This is a genomic window from Streptomyces sp. NBC_00376 (genome assembly GCF_036077095.1).
Lineage (GTDB): Bacteria > Actinomycetota > Actinomycetes > Streptomycetales > Streptomycetaceae > Streptomyces.
Window position 1 is genome coordinate 3,999,103 of the sequence record NZ_CP107960.1, and the last position, 23,652, is coordinate 4,022,754.

The following is a 23,652-nucleotide window of genomic DNA, read 5'->3' on the forward strand; positions in this document are numbered from 1 at the left end:
GGGGTCACTCCGCCGGTTTGCCCGCGCGGCCCCGGACCGCCGCCGACGTGAGGACGGCCAGCGCGCCCAGGGCGGCGAGCGCGGCGGCGGGGGCCAGTACGGACCAGGGGGCCCGTTCCGCGTACGGCAGGTTCTCCGACAGCATCCGGCCCCACTCCGGCGCCGGTGCCTGGGCACCCAGGCCGAGGAAGCCGAGGGAGGCGAGGGCCAGCGCGACGGCCGGGATCCGCAGGACCGCGTGGCGCAGGACCGGGGGCACGACGGCGGGCAGCAGGTGGCGCCGGGCCACGTGCCACCGCCCGGCGCCCATCGAGCGGGCCGCCGCGATGTGCGGTGCGGCGCGCTCCTGGGCGTACAGGGCCGAGGTGTGGGCGGCGAGCGGAGCCCAGGCGACGGCCGCCACGGCGACGGCGGCGCCCAGGGGGCCGGGGCCCGCGATGCCCGCGACGACCAGGCCGCTCAGGATCGCCGGGAGCGCGTTGGCGGTCTCGGTGAGCGCCCCGGCCCGTACCGCTCCGAGGGCCAGGCCGAGCAGCAGCGTCACGGCGGAGACGGCGGTCGCGGTCAGCACCGTACGGGCCGCTCCGTGGCCGAGGCGGGCCAGCACGTCGCGGCCCAGGGAGTCCGTGCCGAAGGGGTGCGCGGCGGACGGACCGGCGAGGCGGGCCGCGGCGTCGACGTGCAGCGGGTCGCGCAGCAGCCCGGCGACGGTCACGGCGGCGAAGAGCAGGGCGAGCGCCACCGCACCGGCGGTGAGCAGCCGGCGGGCGGGCAGGACCGGGGGCACCAGCGCCGGGAGGGCCCCGTCGGACAGGGCGGGCCCGAGCAGGGCGCGGTCGGCGAGGCGGGCCGCGATTCCCGCGACGACGCCGAGGAGCAGCAGGAGCAGCACGCAGGCCTGGAGGACCGGGAGGTCCTGCGCGAGGGCCGCGGCCAGCGCCGTACCGCCGAGCCCCGGCACGGCGTACAGCGTCTCGACGGCGACGGCGCCGCCGGTGAGGCCGACGACGACCAGGCCGAGCTGCGGCAGCAGTCCGGGCAGGGTGCGGCGCAGGGCGTGCCCCGCGATGCGCCGTCCGGGCAGCCCGCCCGACGCGGCGGCCCGCGCCCACGGTTCGGCGAACGCGGCGGGCAGCGCGTCGTCCAGCAGCCGGCCGAGCAGGGCGCCCGCCGGGACGCCCATGGCGAGCGCGGGCAGCACCATCTGCTCGGGCGCGCCCCAGCCGAGCGCCGGGAGCCAGCCCAGCTGTACGGCGACGACGGCGGCCAGGACTGCGGCGAGCAGGAACTCCGGCAGCGCGGCGAGGACGGCGGCGCCCACCCCGGCCCGCGCGGTGACGATCCGGCGCCTCGCCCCGCGCCGCAGCGTGCCCGCGCAGAGCGCGGCGGCCAGCAGCAGGGCGACGGCGAGCGAGAGGCCCATCAGGGTCAGGGAGACGCCGAGCGCGGCCGTCACGTCGGGGGCGACGGGCTGCCCGGAGACCCAGGAGGTGCCGAGGTCGCCGTGGAGCAGCCCGCCCAGCCAGCCGCCCAGGACGTGCCCGGCCCCGCCGTCGAGCCCGGTCTCGGCGCGGATCGCGTCGAGGGTCTCGGGGGTGGGCGGCCGGTCGGCGTACCGGGCGTGCAGGATCGTGAGCGCCGGGTCGGTCCGGGTCAGCCGGGGCAGCAGCCCGATGACGGCGAGGACCGCGAGGAGCGTGCCGAGCCGCCCCGCCAGGTGCTTCACCCGGTCACCCGACGCGGGTGTCGGCGGTGATCAGGGTGCGTTCCATCGGGTCGAGCGAGACGCCGTGGACGCGGCTGTCGTCGTAGCCCTGGACGAAGCGTTCGTGGAGCAGCGGTACGAGGGCGTCGGTGCCGAGGATGCCGGCCTCGGCGTTCATCTCGGCGCGGTGGCGGGCATCGGTGCCGGCGAGGCCGACGGCCTTGTCCACGGCGGCGTCGACGCGCTCGTCGCAGAGCTGGGAGATGTTGAAGCTGCCGTCGCAGGTGAAGTCGGACGCGAGGTAGGAGACCGGGTCCGCGGTGTCCAGGAGGGTGTTGCGGGCCTGGATGAACGCGTCGTACTTGCCCGCCAGGGCGTCGGCCTCCAGCTGGGCGTAGTCGCGTACGACCTGCTTGACGGTGAAGCCGCGCGCGGTGAGCTGCTGCTGGACGACGGTGGCGACCTCGGGCAGCTCGGGCCGGTTGGTGTACGTGGCGAGGACGATCTGCTTCGTCTTCGCGACCTCCGCCTTGTCGGCGGCCTTCGCCCGGTTCGTGGGGGCGGTGCGGTCGGCGGCCGCCCAGGGCACGCCGGGACCGAGGAGGCCCTTCGCGGTGTCGGCGCGGCCTTCGTAGACGGCCTTGACGAGGGCCTTGGAGTCGATGGCCTCGCGGGCGGCGGCGCGCATCGCCGGGTCGGCGAAGACTCCGTGGCGGGTGTTGAGGGAGAGGCCGTTGGTGCGGGCGGAGGGGAATTCGTGGACGAGCCCGTCGCCGAGGAGGGAGGCCTGCGAGATGGGGACGTACTCGGCGACGTCGACGGCCTCGGTGCGCAGCGCGTTGGCGCGTGCGGTGCCGTCGGCGACGAACTTCACGTCGACGCCGGGGGCCTTGGCCCTGGCGCCCCAGTAGCTGTCGTTGCGCTGGAGGGTCGCGCTGACCGCGCCGTTGACCTCGGTCAGGGTGAAGGGGCCGGTGGCGTGCCCGGCGGGGTTCACCTTGCCGCCCTCGTACGCGCCCTCGGACAGGATCGTGAGCGACGGGTTGGCCAGCCGCTGGGGCAGCAGCGGGTCGGGGGTCCGGGTGGATATCCGTACGGTCCTCGCGTCCGGCGTGGTGACGGTGAGGCGGGTGTCGCTGAGGACCCGGGGCCTGGGGGACGCCTCCTCGGCGGCGCGCAGCGAGCGCGCGACGGCGGGCGACTCCAGTTTCCGGCCGTCCTGGAAGACGGCGTCGCGCAGGGTGAAGCTCCAGGTGCGGTCGTTGTCGCGCTTCCAGGAGGTGGCGAGCGCGGGCGCGGCGTCGCCGTTCTTGTCGAGCGTGGTGAGGCCCTCGATCACGGCGAGGCGGCTGAGGGTGACGGCGTCGTCGCCGTACGGGGACATGGCCTGGGCGGGCGGGAAGGCCATGACGACCCGGAGCCGCTGCCCGTCCGCCGAGGAGCCGGAGCCGTCGGAGGACGAGCAGGCGGTGGCGAGGGGGACGAGGAGGGCGGCCGCGGAGAGCGGCAGCGCGCGGCGACGGCGTCGGGGAGAGGGCATGACGGTGACCTTATATGAAAACGATTATCACTTACCGGGTGGGGGTGGCGGGCACCGGCACCGGCAGCTCGAAGTGGACGATGCCCTGGCCGCCGCCCGGCAGCGCGCGCTCGTCGCACACCTCGTCCGCCAGCGACCGCCAGAACGGCTCGGCGCCGGGCACGGCCGGGTCGGTGTGCAGGTAGATCGCCGCGTAGCCGCCGGCCGCCGCGACGAAGTCGCACAGCTCGCGCACCAGCCGCCGGGCCAGGCCGTGCCTGCGGTGGCCGGGCGCGACGTAGATCCGGCAGAGCTGGGCGGTGGTGCCGGACGGGAAGCGGTCCGCGACCCACCGCGGATTGGGCGGCGCCTGGGGCCCGCGGTCGCGCACCGCGCCGGTGGCGACGATCTCGCCGTCGCGCTCGACGACCAGCAGGGTGCAGCGGTCCGGGCGCAGGTAGGCGGCATCGGGGTCGATGATGTCGGCGTGCCAGCGCGGTACGTAGCCGGACTTCAGGTCGCGGTAGACGGTGTCGAGCATCACGGCCCGCGCACCGCCGAGATCGGCAGGGGTGGCGGTGCGCAGTGCGTACCCGTCGGCTCCGGCCCTTACCGGCGCCACCGTCGTCGTGCTCATCCGCGAGCCCACCGTCCTCGTACGACACATCGCTTGCCGCTCCAGCGTACGTGCAAGCGATGTGCAACAAGGCCGGGGCCCGGAGGTCCCGGCAGGTCAGGGCCGTGCGGGCTCAGCCGGTGCGGTAGACCAGCGCGGTCGCGATCCCGGCGATGCCCTCACCCCGGCCGGTGAAGCCGAGCCCGTCGGAGGTGGCCGCGGAGAGCGAGACGGGCGCCCCGACGGCGGCCGACAGCACCTTCTGCGCCTCGTCGCGCCGCTTGCCGATCTTCGGCCGTACGCCGACGACCTGGACGGCGACATTGCCGATCTCGAAGCCCCCGGCCCGCACGATCCGGGCCGCCTCGGTCAGCAGGGTCACCCCGGCGGCGCCGGACCACTCGGGCCGCCCGGTGCCGAAGTGCTGCCCGAGGTCGCCGAGCCCGGCGGCCGAGAAGAGCGCGTTGCACGCGGCGTGCGCGACGACATCGGCGTCGGAGTGCCCGGCGAGCCCCGGCCCCTCGCCCTCCCAGAGCAGCCCCGCGCACCACAGCTCGCGGCCCTCCTCGAAGGCGTGGATGTCGGTGCCGATCCCGACCTGCGGGATCACGGGCCCGGCCCGTTCCGCGGAAGCCGCCTCGGCCCCCTCGCGCCCCAACGTTTCCTCAGAAGCCATCGTTCGCCCTCCTGCGTGCGAGTACCGCCTCGGCCAGCACCAGATCCAGCGGCCGCGTCACCTTGAACGCCTCTTCGTGCCCGGGTACGACCACCACGGGCGCCCCGAGCTGCTCCACCATGCCCGCGTCGTCCGTCGCGCCCTCGCCGCTGACGGCGACGGTCCCGTGCGCCCGCACGAGCGTGTCGCGGTCGAAGCCCTGCGGGGTCTGCACGGCACGCAGCCTGGCCCGCACGGGCGTCCCGAGCACCGGCTCCGGCTCCCCCGGCGCACCGGGCTCGACCTCCTTGACTGTGTCGGCCAGCGGCAGCGCGGGGACGACGGCGGGCGCCCCGTCCCGTACCGCCTCGATCACCGCGTCCACCGTGTCGACGGGCACCAGCGGGCGCGCCGCGTCGTGGACGAGGACGACGGAGATGTCCTCGGGCAGCGCGTCGACGCCGAGCCGCACCGACTCCTGGCGGGTGTCGCCGCCGGGCACCACGAGGTAGTCGGTGCGCTCGGGCAGGGCGTGCTCGTCGAGCAGGTTCTTGACCTCGTGGGCGCCGTCCGGCGGCGCGACGACCACGACCAGGGAGACGGCACGGGACGCCGCCATGGCCCGTACCGCGTGGATCAGCATGGGTGTCCCGCCCAGCGCGCGGAGCGCCTTGGGGGCGCCCGGACCGAGCCGTACACCGCGGCCGGCTGCGGGAATCACGGCGGCCGTGCGGTACGGACGCGATTGATCAGACATCGATTGCACTCCGGAGCTTCGGCATGTTTGTTTCCACAGCCGACGTGGGTATGGCCACAAGCGAGCCGGGCGCCGTGCCCTGACTCGACGGGGCCCTTTCCGTGACACCCGGTCGAAGTCGGACAAGCCGCACCGGCGCTCGGGATCGGCTGCGCAAGATCGCGAGCAACGTATCGGGGGTATCACCGATGAAGCCAACGCATCGGTGCGTCGGGACGTAATCCGGACAGGCTGCGCCAGAAATTCGGCCACACGGCGGCCGTATCCAGCCACGCCATGACTGAAACCGGACATGCCGCGGCGCCCGACGACATACCGTGAATACGGTTGTCAGCGGGCACCGCGGCACATTGATTACGACCGGAGCGAGCCGGTTCAGGACGCGAGAACCTCGTCGAGCAGAGCCTCGGCCTTGTCTTCGTTCGTGTTCTCCGCGAGAGCGAGCTCGCTCACCAGAATCTGGCGAGCCTTGGCGAGCATGCGCTTCTCACCTGCGGAGAGTCCACGCTCGCGCTCACGACGCCACAGGTCGCGAACCACTTCGGCGACCTTGATGACATCGCCGGAGGCGAGCTTCTCGAGATTTGCCTTGTAGCGCCGGGACCAGTTCGTCGGCTCTTCTGCGTACGGCGCGCGAAGCACCTCGAAGACCCGGTCCAGCCCCTCCTGCCCGACCACGTCGCGCACACCCACGAACTCCGCATTGTCCGCCGGCACACGAACCGTCAAGTCGCCCTGGGCGACCTTGAGCACCAAGTAGGTCTTGTCCACGCCTTTGATCTGGCGAGTTTCGATAGCCTCGATCAGCGCGGCCCCGTGATGGGGATAGACCACGGTGTCGCCAACCTTGAACGTCATGTGACAGGTACCCCTTCCGTGGCTATCAAGAGTAACACGAGAACTGCTTCTCCTGAATGGCGTTTTCGCAGGTCAGGGCATATCTCGGGGCTTGACAACAGCGACACGCACGTGCTGCGGAAGGTTCACCGGGGGCGGAATTCGCAGGTCGGAGCCGTTGTGCGGGTGGGACGAAACGCACACCTTGCACGCATCCGAACCACCCTCCGAAGGGGATGAACGTCCTGTTTTGTCGGGTTCCAGATGATGAACTTTCCGTACTCCGTTCGGAGATCGATCACCCGTACGGAGGTAAGTACCGTTGATCAATGGAATTGATCAACGGCGCGGCGCGATCGGTTATGCGCACGGAATGCGCCACGCTCCATGAATTGATCACCGGCGATATGTGAACGGCATGTGACGGGCCGTTTCGGCGGCTGCCGGGCCCGCAAACCTTTGCCGGAAGCGGGCCGCCGAACGGTATGACCGCGGGAAGTGCCCGCGAGCGCCGGGGCGACCGAGATCGTCCTCAGGGGCGGGTCGGGTGCGGGGCCGGGCGGGCGGCTCGGTAGCCTAAGGCCGCTGACACACCCTTAGGGCGGCTTTACGTCGCTCCCCACCCGTCCGCAGTCCGAACGTTCAAGGAGTTGCCGCCGCCGTGAGCCGCAGCCTTCGACACGGCGCTCTCGCCGCCACAGCCATCGTGTTCTCGATCGCCTCGCTCGCCGCGTGCGGCGCGGGCAATGACGCCGCGACGCTCAAGGTCAGGCCGGACACTGCTGCCACCACCATCGGTGACATCAGCATCCAGAACGCGAACGTCGTCACCCAGCCCGAGCTCACCGCCCAGGGCCCGGCCGTCGTCGCCGCGACGCTGTTCAACAACGGCACGAAGCCGCAGACCCTGGAAGCCATCACGCTGCCGGGTTCGAGCGCCTCGGTCCAGCTGCACGCCGCCAAGGGCGCCGGACCGGTCGTCGTCCCGGCCGGCGGCTCGGTGCTCCTGGGCGGCGAGGGCAACGCCTCCGCCGTCATCGAGAACGGCAGCGAGGCCGCCCAGGCGGGCAATGTGCAGCAGGTCGTCTTCAAGTTCAGCTCGGCGGGCGAGGTCCCGCTCGGCGCGTTCGTCGTGCCGGCGAAGAGCTACTTCACGGGCTACGGCCCGAGCACGCTGCCCGAGACCCCGGAGAAGTCGGCGGAGGCCACGCCGACCGGTTCCGCCACGGCCCCCGCCGCCGGGTCGGAGGGCGACAGCGCCTCGGATTCGGAGAGCGGCGCGGACACGCAGACCGACTGACCTGCCGACCGCAGACCGACTGGCCTGCAGCTCCATGACGCAAGCCCGCTGACGGCGGAGGGCGCCCCCCGGATGGGGGGCGCCCTCCGCCGTCGGCACATCAGGCGGTCTACGGCTCGAACTTGTACCCCAGGCCGCGCACCGTCACCAGGAAGCGTGGTGCGCCCGGGTCGGGCTCGATCTTGGCGCGCAGGCGCTTGACGTGGACGTCGAGGGTCTTGGTGTCACCCACGTAGTCCGCGCCCCACACCCGGTCGATCAGCTGCATGCGGGTCAGCACCCGGCCCGCGTTGCGCAGCAGCATCTCCAGCAGGTCGAACTCCTTGAGCGGGAGGTCGACCTTGCCACCGGCGACGGTGACGACGTGACGGTCCACGTCCATCCGCACCGGGCCCGCCTCCAGGGCGGCCGGGGTGACCTCCTCCGGCTCGCCGCGACGGCGCAGCACCGCGCGGATGCGGGCGACCAGCTCCCGCGAGGAGAACGGCTTGGTCACGTAGTCGTCGGCTCCTATTTCCAGGCCGACCACCTTGTCGATCTCGCTGTCCTTCGCCGTGACCATGATCACGGGGACATTGGACCTGCTGCGCAGCTGGCGGCAGACCTCCGTGCCGGGCAGGCCCGGCAGCATCAGGTCGAGCAGGACGAGGTCGGCGCCGTTGCGCTCGAACTCGTCAAGCCCGTCCGGGCCCGTGGCCGCGATGGCGACCTCGAAGCCTTCCTTGCGGAGCATGTAGGACAGGGCGTCGCTGAAGGATTCCTCATCCTCGACGACGAGCACTCGGGTCACGGAAGGACCTCCGGGGCAGGGAATGGTTCAAGGGTGTCGGGGTGGGCGGGTCCATGGGGGCCGCCCTCGTCGCCGTTGACGACGGGCGTTCCGCCCGAGCTGCGGTCCCGTTCCCGTACGGAGCCCGCTTCGGGCAGCCGCAGGGTGAAGGTGGAGCCCTGGCCCTCCGAGCTCCAGACCGTGACCTCCCCGCCGTGCGAGGCGGCCACGTGCTTGACGATGGCGAGGCCGAGGCCGGTGCCACCGGTGGCCCGTGAGCGGGCCGGGTCGACGCGGTAGAAGCGTTCGAAGACCCGCTCGCGGTCCTTCTCCGAGATGCCGATGCCCTGGTCGGTCACGGCTATCTCGATCTGGTCCCCGCCGGGCACGGACAGTCGCCTGGCGGCGATGCCCACTCGGGTGCGGGCGGGACTGTAGTTGACGGCGTTCTCGACGAGGTTGCCGAGCGCCGCGGCGAGCTGGCCGCGGTTGCCCCAGATACGGAGCTCCGCGGTGCCGCCCGCAGCCATGGTGATCTGCTTGGAGTCGGCCTGCTGGCGGCAGCGGTCGATGGCCTCGGCCACCAGTTCGTCCACCCGGACCGGTTCGGCGTCCTCCAGCGGGTCGTCGTTCTGCACCCGCGAGAGGTCGATGATCTCCTGGACGAGGTTGGTCAGCCGGGTCGCCTCGATCTGCATCCGGCCCGCGAAGCGTTCCACCGCCTCCGGGTCGTCGGAGGCGTCCATCACGGCCTCGGAGAGCAGCGAGAGCGCGCCGACCGGGGTCTTGAGCTCATGGCTGACGTTGGCGACGAAGTCGCGCCGTACCGCCTCTATCCGGCGGGCCTCGGTGAGGTCCTCGACCAGCAGGAGCACCAGCCGGGAGCCGAGCGGGGCAACCCGGGCGGAGACCGCGAGGGCCTCGCCGCGGCCCGTACCGCGCCGCGGAAGGTCCAGTTCCACCTGCCGTATCTCGCCGTCGCGGCGGGTGTCCCTGGCCATGTTCAGCATCGCGTCGACGGCGAGCCGCCCGCCCCTGACCAGCCCCAGCGCATAGGCGGCGGAGCTGGCCTTGACCACGCTGTCGCTCTCGTCGAGCACGACCGCCGAGGAGCTGAGCACGGACAGGACCGTGTCCACCCCGGGCGGCAGGGGTGCGTTGCTGTCGGGCCGCATGGAGGTCCGCGTCGGCTTCTTCTGGTCGCGCTCGCTCCAGCGGAACGCAAGCATGGCGATCACGCCGGTACACGCACCGCCGATCGCCGCAGCTGCGGCGACTGCCGCGTTCACGTCCATACGTCAAGGTTATGCGGGTGTCGGAGCACTCTCCCAGCCATCCGAGTGCCTGTCCGAACACTCGTCGCCCAGAGTTCACCGAGGAGCAAGGGTTGGTTCACTTGGGCGGCCGGAAGCCGACGCGTACGCCACTCAGGGTGGCAGCGTGGGGTTCGAACCGTGCCCCGGCCTTACACAGAGGACTGGAGAGGGACTTCCATGCGTGACGCGTACCACGAGGAACTCGACTCGATCGGAGAAGGGCTGGTCGAGATGGCCCGCCTCGTCGGGTCGGCGATCGGCCGGGCGACGACGTCCATGCTCGATGCCGATCTCAAGCTCGCGGAGAGCGTGATCGCCGCGGACCAGAAGGTCGACGACCTTCAGCACGACCTGGAGGCGCGGGCCATCGCCCTGCTCGCGCGGCAGCAGCCCGTGGCGACGGACCTGCGCATCGTGGTCACCTCCCTGCGGATGAGCGCCGACCTGGAGCGCTCCGGCGACCTCGCCCAGCACGTCGCCAAGCTTGCCCGGCTGCGGTTCCCGCACTCTGCGGTCCCGAACGACCTGCACGCCACCATCCTGGAGATGGGGCAGCTGGCGCAGCGCCTGATGGCCAAGGCCGCCGAGGTGATCATCACCAAGGACGTCGACCTCGCGCTCCAGCTGGAGCAGGACGACGACGAGATGGACCTGCTGCACCGCACGCTGTTCCAGCACCTGATGGACGACCGCTGGAAGCACGGCATCGAGACGGCCGTGGACGTGACGCTGCTCGGCCGCTACTACGAGCGCTTCGCGGACCACGCGGTGTCGGTCGCCAAGCGGGTCGTGTACCTGGTGACGGGCGAGCACGCCGACGAGATCCAGCAGCAGACGGCGGTGGAGGGCGCGTGACCGGGGTGGCCGGCCGGAGCGCGTGACCGGGACGCCTGACCGGAGCGCGCAGCCAGGGCGCGTACGGGCGTGCGTGGGCGCATCGGGTCGCACAAATGTTTCTGCATGTGTGCGCCGTTGATGCGCCCGCCGGGTTGGGCATCCAATGGGGTGGGGCGGCACGCCTTGTCCGTACGCCCCGGTCGTACGCGCGTCCTCGTGGCGTACGGCCCTGTCGTACGCATTGAGGAGGAACCATGGCCGATTCCCCCACGACCGACCCTCAGCAGGAGGCACCCGCCGAAGTGGTGCACCTGACCCTGCTCGGCGCCTGCGGCTGCGGCTCGGGCTGCGGCTGCGGCTGCCAGTCCGGAGCCCCGTGCCAGTGCGGTGGCTGCAGCGGCTGACCTGCTGCCACGCGATGCCGGGTACGCCCCGCGCGGAGACGGAACGCTCCGCGCGGGGCGCTGCCGTGCGCGGACGCGGCGACGGGGCGGTTGATCAGGTCGGGCCGGGTGCCGCCCGGAGTGAAACCGCCTCAGCCCGTCCGCTCCACGGCGGGCTCGGCCTTCGTACCCGTCGAGGAGCCCCCGCCGCTCCCCGCCACCCGGCTGCCGCCCTCGGGCACCGGGGCCGCCCCTTCCGCCCCCGGCAGGTTCCGCATCAGCAGCCAGTAGCCCAGCGCGGCCCCGGTCCCCAGGACCGCGCACGCGCCCCACAGCCACTGCGCCCCGAAGCGGTCGATCACCAGGCCCGACATCAGCGGCGCGATCAGTGCGGCCGCGGACCACGACATCGTGTACATGCCCTGGTAGCGGCCCCGGCCCCGGGCCGGCGACAGCCGGACGACCAGGCTGCTCTGGATCGGCGAGTTGACGATCTCGGCGACCGTCCAGACGCAGATGGTCAGCGCGTAGACGGCGACCGACCCGGCGAACGCGGTCAGCCCGAATCCGTACCCCGCCAGCAGCGACGACACGACGAGCAGCCGGCGCGGGTCGCGGTGCTGGATGAAGCGGGTGACGGGGATCTGGAGCACCACGATCAGCACCCCGTTGACGGCGACCGCGGTACCGAAGTCGGAGCTGGAGAACCCGTCCGTCCCCATGGCCACCGGCAGCCCCACGTACCCCTGCTGGAAGATCAGCGCGATGACGAAGGACAGCCCGACGACGCTCATGAACCGGCCGTCGCGCAGCACGGTGGAGAGCCGGACCTCGTCCGCGCCGTCCTCGACCGGGAGCCCGGCCACCACCGGCTTGTCCGGCCGCGACTCCGGCACCTTCAGGAAGACGACGACGGCGCAGATCAGCGTCATCGCGGCCTCGCCGAGGAACCCGGCGAGATAGCTGTACTCGGCGACGAACCCGGCCCCGGCCGACGAGACGGCGAAGCCCAGGTTGATGGCCCAGTAGTTGAGCGAGAAGGCCCGCACCCGGTCCTCGGGCCGGACGATGTCGGCCATCATCGCCTGCACGGCGGGCCGCGACGCGTTGCTGGCCATGCCGACGAAGAAGGCGACCGCCGCGATCGCCACCGGGTGGACCATGAAGCCGAGCACGGCCACGGACACGGCCGTCGAGGTCTGCGCGATGAGCATGGTGGGCCGCCGGCCGAGCCGGTCGGTCATCACCCCCGCCCCGAGCGAGGAAACCACCCCGCCGAGCCCGTGCAGCGCGGCGACCAGACCGGCGTACGAGGCCGAGTAGCCCCGGTCCAGGGTCAGGTACAGCGCCATGAACGTGGCGACGAACGCTCCGAGCCGGTTGACCAGCGTGCTCGTCCACAGCCACCAGAACTGCCTGGGGAGCCCGGACACGGATTCGTGTGCGGCCCGTCTGAGACCGGCGACAGACATGCGGCATCCCCCCAGGGACGTACGGAACGGACACCGTCGGTAAGAGTCCCGACGACCGTCCGAACATTACGAATCCCGGATTCCGGTACGCCAGTCAATTGACGCCGACCGTCAATCGTCCCGCCCCGCCCCGCCTGCCATCCGCTCCCCCTGTCCGCCCTGTGACCGGCCGCGCGGGGCTCGTACGGGTTCGATTACGCTCGGACCCATGGCCGACGCACCGTACAAGCTGATCCTCCTCCGCCATGGCGAGAGCGAATGGAACGCGAAGAACCTGTTCACCGGCTGGGTGGACGTCAATCTCACGGAGAAGGGCGAGAAGGAGGCAGTCCGCGGCGGTGAGCTGCTCAAGGACGCCGGCCTGCTCCCCGATGTCCTGCACACCTCCCTCCAGAAGCGCGCCATCCGCACCGCGCAGCTCGCGCTGGAGTCCGCGGACCGCCACTGGATCCCGGTCCACCGCTCCTGGCGGCTGAACGAGCGCCACTACGGCGCCCTGCAGGGCAAGGACAAGGCCCAGACGCTCGCCGAGTTCGGCGAGGAGCAGTTCATGCTCTGGCGCCGCTCCTACGACACCCCGCCGCCCGCCCTCGAGGACGGCACCGAGTTCTCGCAGAGCGACGACCCGCGCTACGCGACGATCCCGCCGGAGCTGCGCCCGCGCACCGAGTGCCTCAAGGACGTCGTCACCCGCATGCTGCCGTACTGGTACGACGACATCGTGCCGGACCTGCTCGACGGCCGGACCGTCCTGGTCGCCGCCCACGGCAACAGCCTCCGGGCCCTGGTCAAGCACCTCGACGGCATCTCCGACGCCGACATCGCGGGCCTGAACATCCCGACCGGCATCCCGCTCGTCTACGAGCTGGACGCCGACTTCCGCCCCCTGAAGCCGGGCGGCACGTACCTCGACCCGGACGCGGCGAAGGCCGCCATCGAGGCCGTGAAGAACCAGGGCAAGAAGTAGTACAGCGCCGGGAGCCCCCTGCACGCGGTTCCACCGCGAGCAGGGGGCTCCCGGCTTCTTCGCTCCCCCTCGCCCTCACCCGCCCTGCTCGTCCGGGGTCCCGCAGAGGCCGCCCAGCTCGGCGGCGAGTGCCGGGTCCCGCATGCCCGGCAGTGCGTACCCCTCCGTCTCGTCCCACGGGACGTCGACGTCGTCCATGTGGACGTGCCACTCGGCTCCACCGACCGCGCGGCGCAACTCGGTTACGGAGTCGAGCACATGGACGATGACCGGCAGCCACCGGTCGGGGTCGATCGGCAGTTTCGTGGACCCGGTGACGATCCGGCCGTCGACGTCGTACAGATACAGGCTCTCCTCGTCGTCGTACGGGAACGACTGAGCGCGCGTGGCGACCACACGCTCGACGGCGGCCGCCTCGGCGCCCGTCAGCGGCTGCGCCCGGCGGGCGCTGTAGTAGATGGAAACGCTCATGGTCCGAGCGTAGGTCCGGGGTGTGACAACACCGCCCCGTCCTGCCCCGACGCCTCCTCCACCCGTCCCGCGAGGCCGTCCCAGGGGCGGCATTCGACCACCGGCAGTCCGTGCCGGGAGGCCTGCCGGGCGAGCCAGTGCGAGTACGCGGCGCTGACCTGCGCCCGGTGCCGCTGTTCGCCGCTGCCGGGCTCCCTGGCCGCGTAGTTGGCGAGGATCTGTTCCGGGTCCTGTTCGTGCAGGAACACCGCCCGCACCCGGCGGCCGGCCGCCTTCCCCTCGCGGATCGCCTCAGCCGCGGCGGCCGGGGTGAGGTAGTCGCCCTCGATCACGGCGGGGACATCGACGGTCAGGCGGTTGCGGACCACCCCGAGCACCGCGGGTTCGAGGGCCCTGGCGGTGGCGATCTGGAGGTCCAGCACCTGGTCGACGGTGAGCCGTTCCGTGTCGGGGGCGCCGCCGAAGTGGTGGAGTTCGGGGTGGTGTTCGGGCGTCGTCATGGCCTCGACGGCGCTGACCACGTCGTCGAACTCGACCAGGAACCCCTTCGACTCCTCCGATCCACCGGCCAGTTGGGCTGCCACCCGGCTCTTGCCGACGCCCGAAGCTCCACCGATCAGCAATATGTCCCATGTTGTCGCTGTCACGGGGCGAACGTATCGCGTGGGTTCCGTGTCCGCCGTCGGCGCTGGCGCTACCGTGGCCCGAGCACCGGCCCGCGCAGGGACGGGACCGACCGGAATCGGCCGGACGGGCCGTGCGGAGGAAGCAAGGAGAGCGGGGAGAGCAACCATGGGCGAGCCCCTGAAGACCTTCGTCGGCGGTGCCGAGGTCGACGTGCCCAACAGCATTCCGGCCATCCGCGCCACGCTGCCCGAGGAGAGACGCGCGGAGTTCGACCGCGCCATCAACGAGGCGGGTGTGCACGAGATCCAGGCCGTGATGCGGCACTGGATGCTGGAGGCCGTACCCGATCCGGAGGCCGAGCGGATCCTGGACCGGCTGGCACAGGACGAGGCCGAGAGGCGGAGCGTAGCTTGAGCTACCGCATTTCCTACGCACCGCCCGCCGACGACTCCCTGGCCAAGATGCGCGACGGGGAGACCTTCCGCGCCGAGATGGCACGCACCCTGGGCCTCGACCCGTACGGACACGGGTCGTCGGCCGTCAAGAGCGAGCGCGACCGCCGCGAGGCGACGGTCGCCGGGGCGATCGTGCTCTATTACGTCTCCGGGACCGTCCTGATCGTCACCGTGGTGAGGCTCGTCCCGCTGCCCTGAACCGATGGCGGCCCGACTCCTAGGAACCGGCCGGGACTTCGATGATCCGGCCGTCCTTGTCCACGCTGTGGGTCCGCCAGTACACGTCCCACTTGTCGTCCACGTGCTCGGGGACCTTGCCCTTCGGGTAGCGGACATACCCCTTCGGCGAGTCCTCGTCGTCGGGCACGCAGGCCGATCCGGTGCCCCCGATCGTCATGACCGGGTACTCGCCGCCGCCGCAGATCGCGTCCTGCATCGAGCAGCCTGTGGTCAGCGCCGCCACGGTCGCGGCGGCCAGGGCGAGCCCGACTGCGGAGCGGCTCGGGCGGCGCCCGCTCCTCGCGGACGCCACCCGGCCGATTCGGCTGATCCCGTACATGTTCGCTCCTCGTTTGCCGGACTGGTACTACCAGCCTGCCCGGGGCGCGAAACACCGATCATGAGTACGAATACTCACCCATGGTGCATCACGTACTCGTCCGCCCCGGGCCGCTACGCCAGCTTCGCGGCCTGCGCCTCGACCACCGCGGCCGGCAGCTCGAAGTCCTCGACCTCACCGGCGAGCACGGCCATGTTCATCGAGGAGAACGAGGCGAACGAGGCGCCCTGGCGCATGGCCACGAGCTTGAGCTCGGCCTTCTCCCCGTCCTGTTCCAGCTGCACGGTCCAGGCCGCCGCCTCCTCGCCGCCCTTGACCTGCTCCTCGGTGATCTTGGTGACCTTCTGCTTCTCACCGGCCGCCGTGAACCCGAAGCCGCCGGCGCACTCGGTGGCCGCGGTGCGCAGCGCGGCCACCGACTCCTGCGCGCCCTTGCCGTCGTACGAACCGAGGGCCAGCTGCGTCGTCGTGATGTCGAACGCCGCCTTGAACGCCTTCTCGGCGTCCCCGCTGTCCTGCTTCGCCAGGTCGCCCTTCTTCGGCTTGCTGACGACCGTGCGCTTGGTGAACGCGGCCGGCTCGCCGACCTGCGCGCCCATCAGCGCGTTGGTGAGCGGGGCACAGACCTCCTTCTCGGTCTTGATGTCGTCGACGGAGATCGTGTCCTTGGCCGCGGCCTTGGAGATCTCGTGGTCCTTGACGTCGCCCTGGGCCAGCGCGGCCTTCTCCAGCTCGGCGGCGCTCAGCGCCTTGACCGCGGGCGCGGCGGACGCGGACTCCTTGGCCTTGGCATCCGCCCCCTTGTCACCGGAACCGGAGTCCGAACCGCCGCATGCGGTGGCGAACAGGGCCAGGGACACCGCGGTGGCGGCAACAGCGGTACGGCGTATGGCGGTGGAACGCATGGTCCAGTCCGTCTCTATGAGCAGGGTGTTCGGTTTTGCTCACTCTATGAGCGGAAAATGGTTTGATGATCAATCAAGTCGGGCACGGGATCTGATCGTGACGGCGCTGTGATCATCCTGTGAATGCGCTGTCCCGCGAGGTGAGTTCACACCGAAACCGGAATCCGACACAGAGGTGCGATCAACCCATGCAGGCTGACGGAACAACCCATGCCGTCCTCCGCTCCGTCGGCCTGACGGAGGACCGGATCGCCGCGTGTGAACCGCTCACCGGAGGCACGTTCAACACGGTCTCCCGGGTGACGCTCACGGACGGCAGCGACTGGGTGGTGAAGATACCGCCGCCCACGACACCCGGAACGCTGATGGGCTACGAGCGCGATCTGCTGGTCAACGAGGCCACGTTCCACGCCTTGGCGGACGGTTCGGCTCCGGTCCCCCGCATCCTGCACAGCGAGCTCGACCCGGCCGCGCCCACCGGCCCGTACGTGATCATGTCGGCCTGTCCGGGCCGCCCCTGGAGCGAGTTCGCCCCCGGCTCGCTGTCCACTGCGGAGGAGCGCCGACTCCGCGGTGACCTCGGGCGGATCGTCGCCCGGCTGCACGCCGTCACCCGCCCGGACGGCTTCGGCCATCCCTCCCTGGCCCTGGGCCCGTTGGCCCCGACCTGGCGGCAGGCGTTCACCACGATGACCGATGCCGTCCTCGCCGACGCGGACACCTACCGGGCCCGGCTGCCGCGTCCGACGTCCGCGATCCGGGCCCTGCTCGCCGCCGCGTCGCCGGTGCTCGACGACGTCGCACGGCCCGCCCTGGTCCACTTCGACCTGTGGCAGGGCAACCTCCTCGTCGACGGCGGGCCGGGAGCGCGGAGCATCGGCGGGATCGTTGACGGCGAGCGGATGTTCTGGGGCGACCCGGTCGCCGACTTCGTATCGCTCGCCCTGTTCGAGGACATGGAGAAGGACGAGGACTTCCTCGCCGGATACGCGGAGGGCAGCGGGCGACCGGTGGTGTTCGACGCGTCGGTGCGGCTGCGGCTCGCGCTCTACCGCTGCTGTCTCTACCTGATCATGCTGGTGGAGACCGTCCCGCGCCGCGCTCCCCAGGAGGACCTGGACTGGGCGTGGAAGCATGTCGCCCCGCAGCTCGAATCGGCCCTGGCGGACGTGGAGTCGGCGCTGCGGACCGGGAACTGAGCCACCGCGCCGACACCCTTCGCCCGCTTCGGACCTCAGCCGTCCAGGGCCCGCTGCGCCTCGTACAGATTGGGCGGCCACACCGCCTCCGGGGTGCCGTACGCCTCCAGCCGGGTGTGCAGGTCGCCGGTGAAGTCGGGGACGTCGATCTGGTCGAACTCCGTCACCTCGCTGATGCCGACCGTCGCGCTGTACGGGGCGAGTCCGTCGATCCGCATCAGGCCCGCCCGGCCGTTGGTGACCCGGATGTTCCAGTGCGTGAAGCGGGCGCCGAAGAGCGGCCCGGCGCTGGCGTCGCCGCCGTGCCGCCCGTTGTTCTCGACCGTGATGTCGGTGCGGACGTCGGCGAACGGCATCCCCCGGTGCGAGTCGAAGGTGCCCATCTCCATCACGCCGCGCGACCAGACGTTGTGGCTGGACAGGCCCTCCACGTTGATGCCGTGCAGCTGGGTGCCGGCGGGCGCCGGTACGGTGCGCCGCTCGACGGTGAAGTCCTCGATCAGGTTGTCGTGCGAGCCCTCGCGGCAGTAGTACGGATGGTGCGAGCCCCGGCCCGCGACCTTCGTACGGCGCAGGGTGCAGGCGGAGGCGGCGACCAGTCCGAAGCCGTTGTCGACGTGGCGGACGGTGATGTCGTCGGCCCAGCAGTCGTACGCGCACTGGAACGCGACGCCGTTGTACCCCTTGTCGAGCAGATGCGGCGACTGCGGGGTCTCGACCGCTTCCAGCGTGAGGCCCGCGACGCCGGAACCGGTGAGCGGGGTGACGAGGGTGGTCAGCCGCGGATCCCACTCGGGGCGGACGTCGAGCGGGAGCGGGCGCTCCAGGGTGACCCGGCGACCGTGCGCGGAGGCGACTCGGACCGGCCACTCGTAGGGGACGTACGAGGTCAGCTTGGTCTTGTCGTCCCAGCGGTACGCCTCGGGGCCGGGGCCGCCGCCCGCCATGTGCTCCAGGAGGGTGTGGCCGGCGTCGTCGGCGAGGCGGAGCAGGACGAGTCCGCCGCGCCGCAGCCCCGTCGGGTCGTCGACGGTGATCGAGCGGTCGCCGCGGCGGGCGGGGGTGACGGCGGTCAGGGTCCGCCACTCGTCGCGGCGGTTGCCGGTCCAGCCCTCGAAGGGCCAGTTCTTCGCCCGGATCGCTTCGGTGAGCGAGGCCCAACGGTCCTTCGGGCAGAGCCAGATGAGGCCGCCGGCCCAGGACCAGCTGGACTTGTCGCCGCCGTACCGGCTGCCGTACGCCCCGATCAGCTCGGTGAGGTTCCTGGTCGCGTACAGCTTGGTGCGCCCACTGCCCGCGCCGCGCACCACCACGTCGCTGTGGCCGATCCGGATGATGTCGTCGATGCGGTACGTGCCCTCGGGGATGAGCACCGTGCCGCCTCCGCGCTCTCCGGCGGCGGCGATGGCACGGTTGATCGCGGGGGCGGCGTCGGCGGAGCCGTCGGGCTTCGCGCCGTAGCGCCGGACATCGGCGGTGAAGCCCCGGCCGGTGCGGCGGGGCGGGTGGGAGCCGCCGCGGTAGCCGGCCCGGCCGACGAACGGGATCTGCGGGTGGGTGAACGGGGCGGCGGTGAACTCCCGCCACAGCGGGGTGGCCGCACGGGGCCCGCCTCCGGCCGCCCGGGTGGCGCCGGCCGTCGTCCCCCGGCCCGCGGCGGCCGCCCTGCCGCTGCCGGTGGTGCCGGTCACCGCCGTCGCGGCGACGGCCACGGCGCCGGCCAGCAACCCGCGCCTGCCGATGTTTCCCTTGCTCCCCTTGCTCCCGTTGTTCTCGATGAATCCGATCGCCATGAATCCGAGCCGCCTTTCATCCATGTGAACGACGTTCATATCTGCGTCGGCGGTGAGCATGCCACGCCTCTCCGGCGCACCGAAAGGGGCGTGCACCGGAGAATCTTCAGGCGTGTTCAGCGCGGATCTTCAGGCGGAGCAGGCCAGTTGGAGCCGGGCGGCCGGAGCCCGGCCCACGGGTCATCCAGCCGGGCGCTGGGTCAGATGAGTGAACGCGTCGAGGTTGCGCGTCGATTCGCCGCGCGACACCCGCCACTCGTACTCCTTGCGGATCGCGCTCGCGAAACCCAGCTCCAGCAGGGTGTTGAAGGAACCGTCGGCCGCTTCGAGGACCGTGCCGAGCAGCCGGTCCAGCTCCTGCGGGGTGACCACGGAGAGCGGCAGCTTGCCGACCAGGTAGATGTCGCCGAGCCCGTCGATCGCGTAACTCACGCCGAAGAGGCGGAGGTTGCGCTCCAGCAGCCAGCGGTGGACCGCGGCGTCGTTCTCGTCCGGGTGGCGGACGACGAAGGCGTTGAGGGAGAGCGAGTGCCTGCCCACCCGCAGCGAGCAGGTGGTGGACAGCTTGCGCGTGCCGGGCAGCTTGACCACGTAATCGCCCGGCGCGGGGCTCTCCCATTCGAGCCCGGCGTCCTTCAGAGTCGCCTCGATGACCTGCGCGGCCCGCGCCGTAGCCGCTTCGGCCGGTGCCGTCGCCGCTTGGGCCGGTGCCGCTCCGTCGGGTGCGTCGTCGGGTGCGTCAGCCATGGTGCGAGCGTACGCGACGGCGATGTTCGTGCATCGCGGCCGTGTAGACGTCGGCCGTCGCGGACGCGGCGGTGTCCCAGCCGAAACGCTGGGCGTGCGCGGCGGCCGCGGCGCCCATCCGGGCGACGAGTTCCGGTGCGTCGGCGAACCGGGCCAGCGCCTGCGCGTACGCCTGCGGGTCGTGCCCGGGTATCAGGAAGCCGCTGACCCCGTCCCGTACCGCCACCGGGAGACCGCCCACGGCCGCCGCGACGACGGGGGTGCCCGCCGCCTGCGCCTCTATGGCGACCAGGCCGAAGGACTCGCTGTGCGAGGGCATGACCAGCACGGAGGCGGCCCGGAACCAGTCGGCGAGCTGCTCCTGGCCGACCGGCGGCTGGAACCGTACGACGTCGGCGATGCCCAGCCGCGCCGCCAGCTTCTGCAGCCCCTCCGGCTTGGCGAGGCCGCTGCCGCTCGGGCCGCCGACGACCGGTACGACCATCCGGGAGCGCAGCGTGGGATCGCGGTCCAGCAGGACGGCGACCGCCCGCAGCAGCACGTCCGGGGCCTTCAGCGGCTGGATGCGGCCCGCGAAGAGCGGGATCAGGGCGTCCCCGGGCAGCCCGAGGCGCGCCCGTGCCGCGGCCCGCCCGTCGGCGGGGCTGAAGCGGTCCAGGTTGACCCCGGGGTGGACGACGGCGACGGACCCGGGATCGGCGTCGTAGAAGCGGACCAGCTCGTCCGCCTCCTCGGTGGTGTTGGCGATCAGCCGGTCCGCGGCGCTGACGATCTGGGTCTCGCCGATGACGCGGGCCGCCGGCTCGGGGGTGTCGCCCTCCGCGAGCGCCGCGTTCTTGACCTTCGCCATGGTGTGCATGGCGTGGACGAGCGGGACGCCCCAGCGCTGGGCGGCGAGCCAGCCGACATGGCCGGAGAGCCAGTAGTGGGAGTGGACGAGGTCGTAGTAGCCGGGGCGCTGACCGGCCCACGCCTGCATCACGCCGTGCGTGAAGGCGCAGAGCTGGGCGGGCAGCTCCTCCTTGGCCAGCCCCTCGTACGGTCCGGCGTCGACGTGCCGGACCAGGACGCCGGGGGCCAGTTCGACCACCGGGGGCAGCCCGCCGGTGGTGGACCGGGTGAAGATCTCGACCTCGATGCCGATCTCGGCGAGCCGCCTGGCCAGCTCCACGATGTAGACGTTCATGCCGCCCGCGTCGCCGGTGCCGGGCTGGTGCAGCGGTGAGGTGTGCACGGAGAGCATCGCGATGCGGCGGGGTTTGCGGTGGCCGCCGGGGAACGCGGCGGGGAACCTGAGGCGCGGTGCGACCCGGCTGCTGCCGAGCCGGGAGACGTACTGGCTCACGTCGTCCGGTCCTCCTCACTCAGGGCATGACGGCTGAGGGACCCGAGCCCCTGCGAACGGCTGCAACAGCGGAATCTCTCCTTTCATTTCCGCTTTACCAAATCATTACGGTGCATGCGTCGCACCCGGGGCGCGTGCACCGGCGTGCGCCACCTGCCCGCCGAACCGCCACCGGACCGCCCCCCGCGCCGCCTGCCGCCCCCCGCGAGATCGTTACGCTCGCTTCATGCGCCCCATCGGCACCGCGACCCGCGGGACCACCAACCCGAACCGGCTCCGCCGCATGGACCGCTGGATCGCCGCCACCCACGGCCCGGCCCTGCGCCGCGCCGGCCACCCCGTCGCCGTCGACCTCGGGTACGGCGCCGCGCCCTGGACCGCCGTCGAACTGCTGCACCGGCTGCGTACCGCCGAGCCGCGCACGGCCGTGGTCGGCGTCGAGATCGATCCGGAGCGGGTCGCGGCGGCGAAGCCGTACGAACGCGAGGGCCTGACCTTCCTGCACGGCGGGTTCGAGATCCCGCTCCCCGAGCGCCCCGACCTGATCCGGGCGGCGAACGTGCTGCGCCAGTACGACGAGGGCGAGGTCGCCGCGGTCTGGCGCCGGCTGTGCGCCCGTCTCGCGCCGGGCGGGCTCCTGGTGGAGGGCACCTGCGACGAGATCGGGCGCCGGCACGTGTGGGTGGCGCTCGGCCCGGAGGGGCCGCGCACGGTCACGTTCGCGACCCGGCTCGCCTCCCTGGACCGCCCCTCCGACCTGGCGGAGCGCCTGCCCAAGGCGCTGATCCACCGCAATGTGCCGGGCGAACCGGTCCACGCGTTCCTGCGGGACTTCGACCGGGCGTGGGCCGCGGCGGCCCCGTACGCCTCGCTGGGCGCCCGGCAGCGCTGGATCACGGCGGTGCGGTCGCTGTCCGGCGACTGGCCGCTGGCCGACGGGGTACGGCGGTGGCGCCAGGGCGAAGTCACGGTGAAATGGGCCGCCCTGCAGCCCAACCCATGACCCGACTCCCGCTGAACGGACGCGGCGGGGCCGGATCCGGGGAGGCGGACGGGAACGCGGACGGGGCATCGTTCGTCCAGAGAGAGGGGAGAGCGACCGTCAGGACTGCGACCGTGCGCCTCTGTTGCTTTTCGGTACGGCATGGCACGATCTCGACATCGGCGAAAAGTTACTGACGGTAAATCAGATTCATTCGGGGGGATCTCGTGAACCGACGTCACTGTGCCTCAGCCGCGATCACTCTGGTCTGCGCGCTGTCCGTGCTCATCACGCCGGTCCAGGCCTTCGCCAAGCCCGTGCCACCATCCCCCTCCGATACCGGCTCCGGGGCGCCGAAGAAGAGCCTCGAAGAGGTGCGCAAGGAGATCGACGCCCTCTACCGCAAGGCGGGGGCGGCCACCGACGCGTACAACCTCGCCGAGGAGAAGGCCGAGAAACAGTCCGGCGAGATCGTGAAGCTGGCCCGCGCCATAGTGGTGGGCCAGTCGAAGATCGCCGAGCTCAAGAGCCAGGCGGGCGCCCAGGCCCGTGAGCAGTACCGCACCGGCGGGCTGCCGCCCGGCGCCCAGTTCATGCTCAGCGACGACCCGCAGCTGTTCCTGGACGGCGTGAACCGGGTCAGGGAGGGCCAGCAGGCCGCCCAGGGCGTTCTCGGTGAACTGACCAGGACCCAGCAGGACCTGGAGACGTACACCAAGGACGCGAGCACCAACTGGAAGAAGCTCGAAGCCAACCGGGTCAAGCAGGCCAAGGCCAAGAAGAAGATCAACGCGCAGATCGCCGCGGCGAAGAAGCTGGAGTCACAGCTCAAGAAGGAGGAGCGGGCCCGCCTGCTCAAGCTGGAGCAGGAGGCCGAGTACAAGCAGCAGACGGCCTGGCTCAGCTCCGGCGCCCTCAAGGAAATCAACCGCGAGGCGAGCGCGCGCGGCAAGAAGGCGGTGGCCTTCGCGACCGACCAGATCGGCAAGCCGTACGTCTGGGGCGCCGAGGGCCCCAAGTCGTACGACTGCTCGGGGCTCACGTCCCAGGCCTGGCTGGCGGCGGGCCGGCCGATCCCCCGCACCTCGCAGGAGCAGTGGCGGCTGCTGCCGCACATAGCGATCAAGGACATGCGCCCCGGCGACCTGATCATCTACCACAGTGACGCCAGCCACGTGGGCATGTACATCGGCGACGGCGCCATCGTCCACGCCCCCCGCCCCGGCCGCAACGTCACGCTGGCGGGCGCGGGCTCGATGCAGATACTCGGGGTCGTACGCCCGGACAAGTAGGCGCGCCCCCCTCCGCACCCCTCCGCGCGGAGGGCTCCACGCCGCGTCCGCCGAGGCGCCGTCCGGAGCGCCGGAGCGCCTCCGCGGAGGTGCCCCGCACCTCCGCGCGAGCGGCCCGGATCGCCCGTACCCGCACGGGCGTGA

Annotated in this window: 25 protein-coding genes; 9 read left to right on the forward strand and 16 right to left on the reverse strand. The window is 71.9% G+C overall.

Annotated elements, in window-relative coordinates; translation table 11 throughout:
* Positions 1 to 4 precede the first annotated feature (4 nt).
* The 6 genes from OG842_RS18005 to OG842_RS18030 all read right to left on the reverse strand — a co-directional run bounded on the left by OG842_RS18005 (position 5) and on the right by OG842_RS18030 (position 6,110).
* Positions 5 to 1,726 (reverse strand): ABC transporter permease subunit, encoded by a 1,722-nt coding sequence (locus OG842_RS18005; protein WP_266730855.1) that lies wholly within the window; start codon positions 1,724 to 1,726, stop codon positions 5 to 7.
* A gap of 4 nt (positions 1,727 to 1,730) precedes the next feature.
* Complete coding sequence (locus tag OG842_RS18010; RefSeq protein ID WP_328512347.1) at positions 1,731 to 3,245, reverse strand: ABC transporter substrate-binding protein; 1,515 nt, start codon at positions 3,243 to 3,245, stop codon at positions 1,731 to 1,733.
* Positions 3,246 to 3,276: 31 nt separating this feature from the next.
* On the reverse strand, positions 3,277 to 3,861 hold the full coding sequence (locus OG842_RS18015; protein WP_328512348.1) for a GNAT family N-acetyltransferase: 585 nt from the start codon (positions 3,859 to 3,861) through the stop codon (positions 3,277 to 3,279).
* Positions 3,862 to 3,973: 112 nt separating this feature from the next.
* Positions 3,974 to 4,516, reverse strand: coding sequence for a 2-C-methyl-D-erythritol 2,4-cyclodiphosphate synthase (gene ispF / locus OG842_RS18020; protein ID WP_266730860.1), 543 nt, complete (start codon positions 4,514 to 4,516; stop codon positions 3,974 to 3,976).
* Complete coding sequence (gene ispD / locus OG842_RS18025; RefSeq protein WP_266730862.1) at positions 4,506 to 5,252, reverse strand: 2-C-methyl-D-erythritol 4-phosphate cytidylyltransferase; 747 nt, start codon at positions 5,250 to 5,252, stop codon at positions 4,506 to 4,508. The genes ispF and ispD overlap by 11 nt, the downstream gene beginning before the upstream one ends.
* A 375-nt stretch (positions 5,253 to 5,627) precedes the next feature.
* A complete protein-coding gene (locus OG842_RS18030) occupies positions 5,628 to 6,110 on the reverse strand; it encodes a CarD family transcriptional regulator (protein WP_006380568.1) in 483 nt (160 codons plus the stop codon).
* Positions 6,111 to 6,750: 640 nt separating this feature from the next.
* Between OG842_RS18030 and OG842_RS18035 the strand changes: the two genes are divergently transcribed.
* On the forward strand, positions 6,751 to 7,389 hold the full coding sequence (locus tag OG842_RS18035; RefSeq protein WP_266730864.1) for a DUF461 domain-containing protein: 639 nt from the start codon (positions 6,751 to 6,753) through the stop codon (positions 7,387 to 7,389).
* Positions 7,390 to 7,498: 109 nt separating this feature from the next.
* Here the strand turns inward: OG842_RS18035 and OG842_RS18040 are convergent, their stop codons facing one another.
* Both OG842_RS18040 and OG842_RS18045 read right to left on the reverse strand, forming a co-directional pair.
* Complete coding sequence (locus tag OG842_RS18040) at positions 7,499 to 8,179, reverse strand: response regulator transcription factor (RefSeq protein WP_072487966.1); 681 nt, start codon at positions 8,177 to 8,179, stop codon at positions 7,499 to 7,501.
* A complete protein-coding gene (locus OG842_RS18045; RefSeq protein ID WP_328512349.1) occupies positions 8,176 to 9,453 on the reverse strand; it encodes a sensor histidine kinase in 1,278 nt (425 codons plus the stop codon). Before OG842_RS18045 ends, OG842_RS18040 begins: the two co-directional genes overlap by 4 nt.
* 198 nt (positions 9,454 to 9,651) lie before the next feature.
* Between OG842_RS18045 and phoU the strand changes: the two genes are divergently transcribed.
* Entirely contained in the window at positions 9,652 to 10,329 is a 678-nt protein-coding gene (gene phoU, locus OG842_RS18050; RefSeq protein WP_266730868.1) for a phosphate signaling complex protein PhoU, read from the forward strand.
* Positions 10,330 to 10,565: 236 nt separating this feature from the next.
* Positions 10,566 to 10,715, forward strand: coding sequence for a hypothetical protein (locus tag OG842_RS18055; RefSeq protein WP_164495177.1), 150 nt, complete (start codon positions 10,566 to 10,568; stop codon positions 10,713 to 10,715).
* A gap of 131 nt (positions 10,716 to 10,846) precedes the next feature.
* Here the strand turns inward: OG842_RS18055 and OG842_RS18060 are convergent, their stop codons facing one another.
* Complete coding sequence (locus OG842_RS18060) at positions 10,847 to 12,166, reverse strand: MDR family MFS transporter (RefSeq protein ID WP_266730869.1); 1,320 nt, start codon at positions 12,164 to 12,166, stop codon at positions 10,847 to 10,849.
* 208 nt (positions 12,167 to 12,374) lie between these two features.
* Between OG842_RS18060 and OG842_RS18065 the strand changes: the two genes are divergently transcribed.
* Positions 12,375 to 13,133, forward strand: a complete 759-nt coding sequence (locus tag OG842_RS18065) for a phosphoglyceromutase (protein ID WP_266730870.1) — start codon at positions 12,375 to 12,377, stop codon at positions 13,131 to 13,133.
* A gap of 75 nt (positions 13,134 to 13,208) precedes the next feature.
* Here the strand turns inward: OG842_RS18065 and OG842_RS18070 are convergent, their stop codons facing one another.
* Both OG842_RS18070 and OG842_RS18075 read right to left on the reverse strand, forming a co-directional pair.
* Positions 13,209 to 13,604, reverse strand: coding sequence for a hypothetical protein (locus OG842_RS18070; RefSeq protein ID WP_328512350.1), 396 nt, complete (start codon positions 13,602 to 13,604; stop codon positions 13,209 to 13,211).
* On the reverse strand, positions 13,601 to 14,251 hold the full coding sequence (locus OG842_RS18075; RefSeq protein ID WP_266730872.1) for a hypothetical protein: 651 nt from the start codon (positions 14,249 to 14,251) through the stop codon (positions 13,601 to 13,603). The genes OG842_RS18070 and OG842_RS18075 overlap by 4 nt, the downstream gene beginning before the upstream one ends.
* A gap of 145 nt (positions 14,252 to 14,396) precedes the next feature.
* Here OG842_RS18075 and OG842_RS18080 point away from each other — a divergent pair, with 145 nt between their 5' ends.
* Both OG842_RS18080 and OG842_RS18085 read left to right on the forward strand, forming a co-directional pair.
* Positions 14,397 to 14,645 carry a hypothetical protein gene (locus OG842_RS18080; RefSeq protein ID WP_093540260.1) on the forward strand — a complete coding sequence of 83 codons (249 nt, stop codon included), beginning with the start codon at positions 14,397 to 14,399 and terminating at the stop codon, positions 14,643 to 14,645.
* Positions 14,642 to 14,884, forward strand: a complete 243-nt coding sequence (locus OG842_RS18085; RefSeq protein WP_189545666.1) for a hypothetical protein — start codon at positions 14,642 to 14,644, stop codon at positions 14,882 to 14,884. Before OG842_RS18080 ends, OG842_RS18085 begins: the two co-directional genes overlap by 4 nt.
* Before the next feature lie 19 nt (positions 14,885 to 14,903).
* Here the strand turns inward: OG842_RS18085 and OG842_RS18090 are convergent, their stop codons facing one another.
* Both OG842_RS18090 and OG842_RS18095 read right to left on the reverse strand, forming a co-directional pair.
* Complete coding sequence (locus OG842_RS18090; RefSeq protein ID WP_328512351.1) at positions 14,904 to 15,245, reverse strand: SCO0607 family lipoprotein; 342 nt, start codon at positions 15,243 to 15,245, stop codon at positions 14,904 to 14,906.
* 113 nt (positions 15,246 to 15,358) lie between these two features.
* Complete coding sequence (locus OG842_RS18095; protein WP_328512352.1) at positions 15,359 to 16,150, reverse strand: hypothetical protein; 792 nt, start codon at positions 16,148 to 16,150, stop codon at positions 15,359 to 15,361.
* Positions 16,151 to 16,338: 188 nt separating this feature from the next.
* On the opposite strand from OG842_RS18095, the gene OG842_RS18100 reads away from it, so the two are divergent.
* Positions 16,339 to 17,349 (forward strand): phosphotransferase family protein, encoded by a 1,011-nt coding sequence (locus tag OG842_RS18100; protein ID WP_328512353.1) that lies wholly within the window; start codon positions 16,339 to 16,341, stop codon positions 17,347 to 17,349.
* A gap of 35 nt (positions 17,350 to 17,384) precedes the next feature.
* Here OG842_RS18100 and OG842_RS18105 read toward each other — a convergent pair whose 3' ends face one another.
* The 3 genes from OG842_RS18105 to mshA form a co-directional block, all read right to left on the reverse strand.
* Positions 17,385 to 19,142: a glycosyl hydrolase family 28-related protein gene (locus OG842_RS18105; RefSeq protein ID WP_266733662.1), complete on the reverse strand. Its 1,758-nt coding sequence runs from the start codon at positions 19,140 to 19,142 to the stop codon at positions 17,385 to 17,387.
* A gap of 180 nt (positions 19,143 to 19,322) precedes the next feature.
* Complete coding sequence (locus OG842_RS18110; RefSeq protein WP_266730895.1) at positions 19,323 to 19,889, reverse strand: YbjN domain-containing protein; 567 nt, start codon at positions 19,887 to 19,889, stop codon at positions 19,323 to 19,325.
* A complete protein-coding gene (gene mshA / locus OG842_RS18115; RefSeq protein ID WP_266730896.1) occupies positions 19,882 to 21,234 on the reverse strand; it encodes a D-inositol-3-phosphate glycosyltransferase in 1,353 nt (450 codons plus the stop codon). The genes OG842_RS18110 and mshA overlap by 8 nt, the downstream gene beginning before the upstream one ends.
* 226 nt (positions 21,235 to 21,460) lie before the next feature.
* Between mshA and OG842_RS18120 the strand changes: the two genes are divergently transcribed.
* Both OG842_RS18120 and OG842_RS18125 read left to right on the forward strand, forming a co-directional pair.
* Positions 21,461 to 22,237 carry a class I SAM-dependent methyltransferase gene (locus tag OG842_RS18120; RefSeq protein WP_266730897.1) on the forward strand — a complete coding sequence of 259 codons (777 nt, stop codon included), beginning with the start codon at positions 21,461 to 21,463 and terminating at the stop codon, positions 22,235 to 22,237.
* Between the two features lie 206 nt (positions 22,238 to 22,443).
* Positions 22,444 to 23,508, forward strand: a complete 1,065-nt coding sequence (locus OG842_RS18125) for a C40 family peptidase (protein ID WP_328512354.1) — start codon at positions 22,444 to 22,446, stop codon at positions 23,506 to 23,508.
* Positions 23,509 to 23,652: the final 144 nt, after the last annotated feature.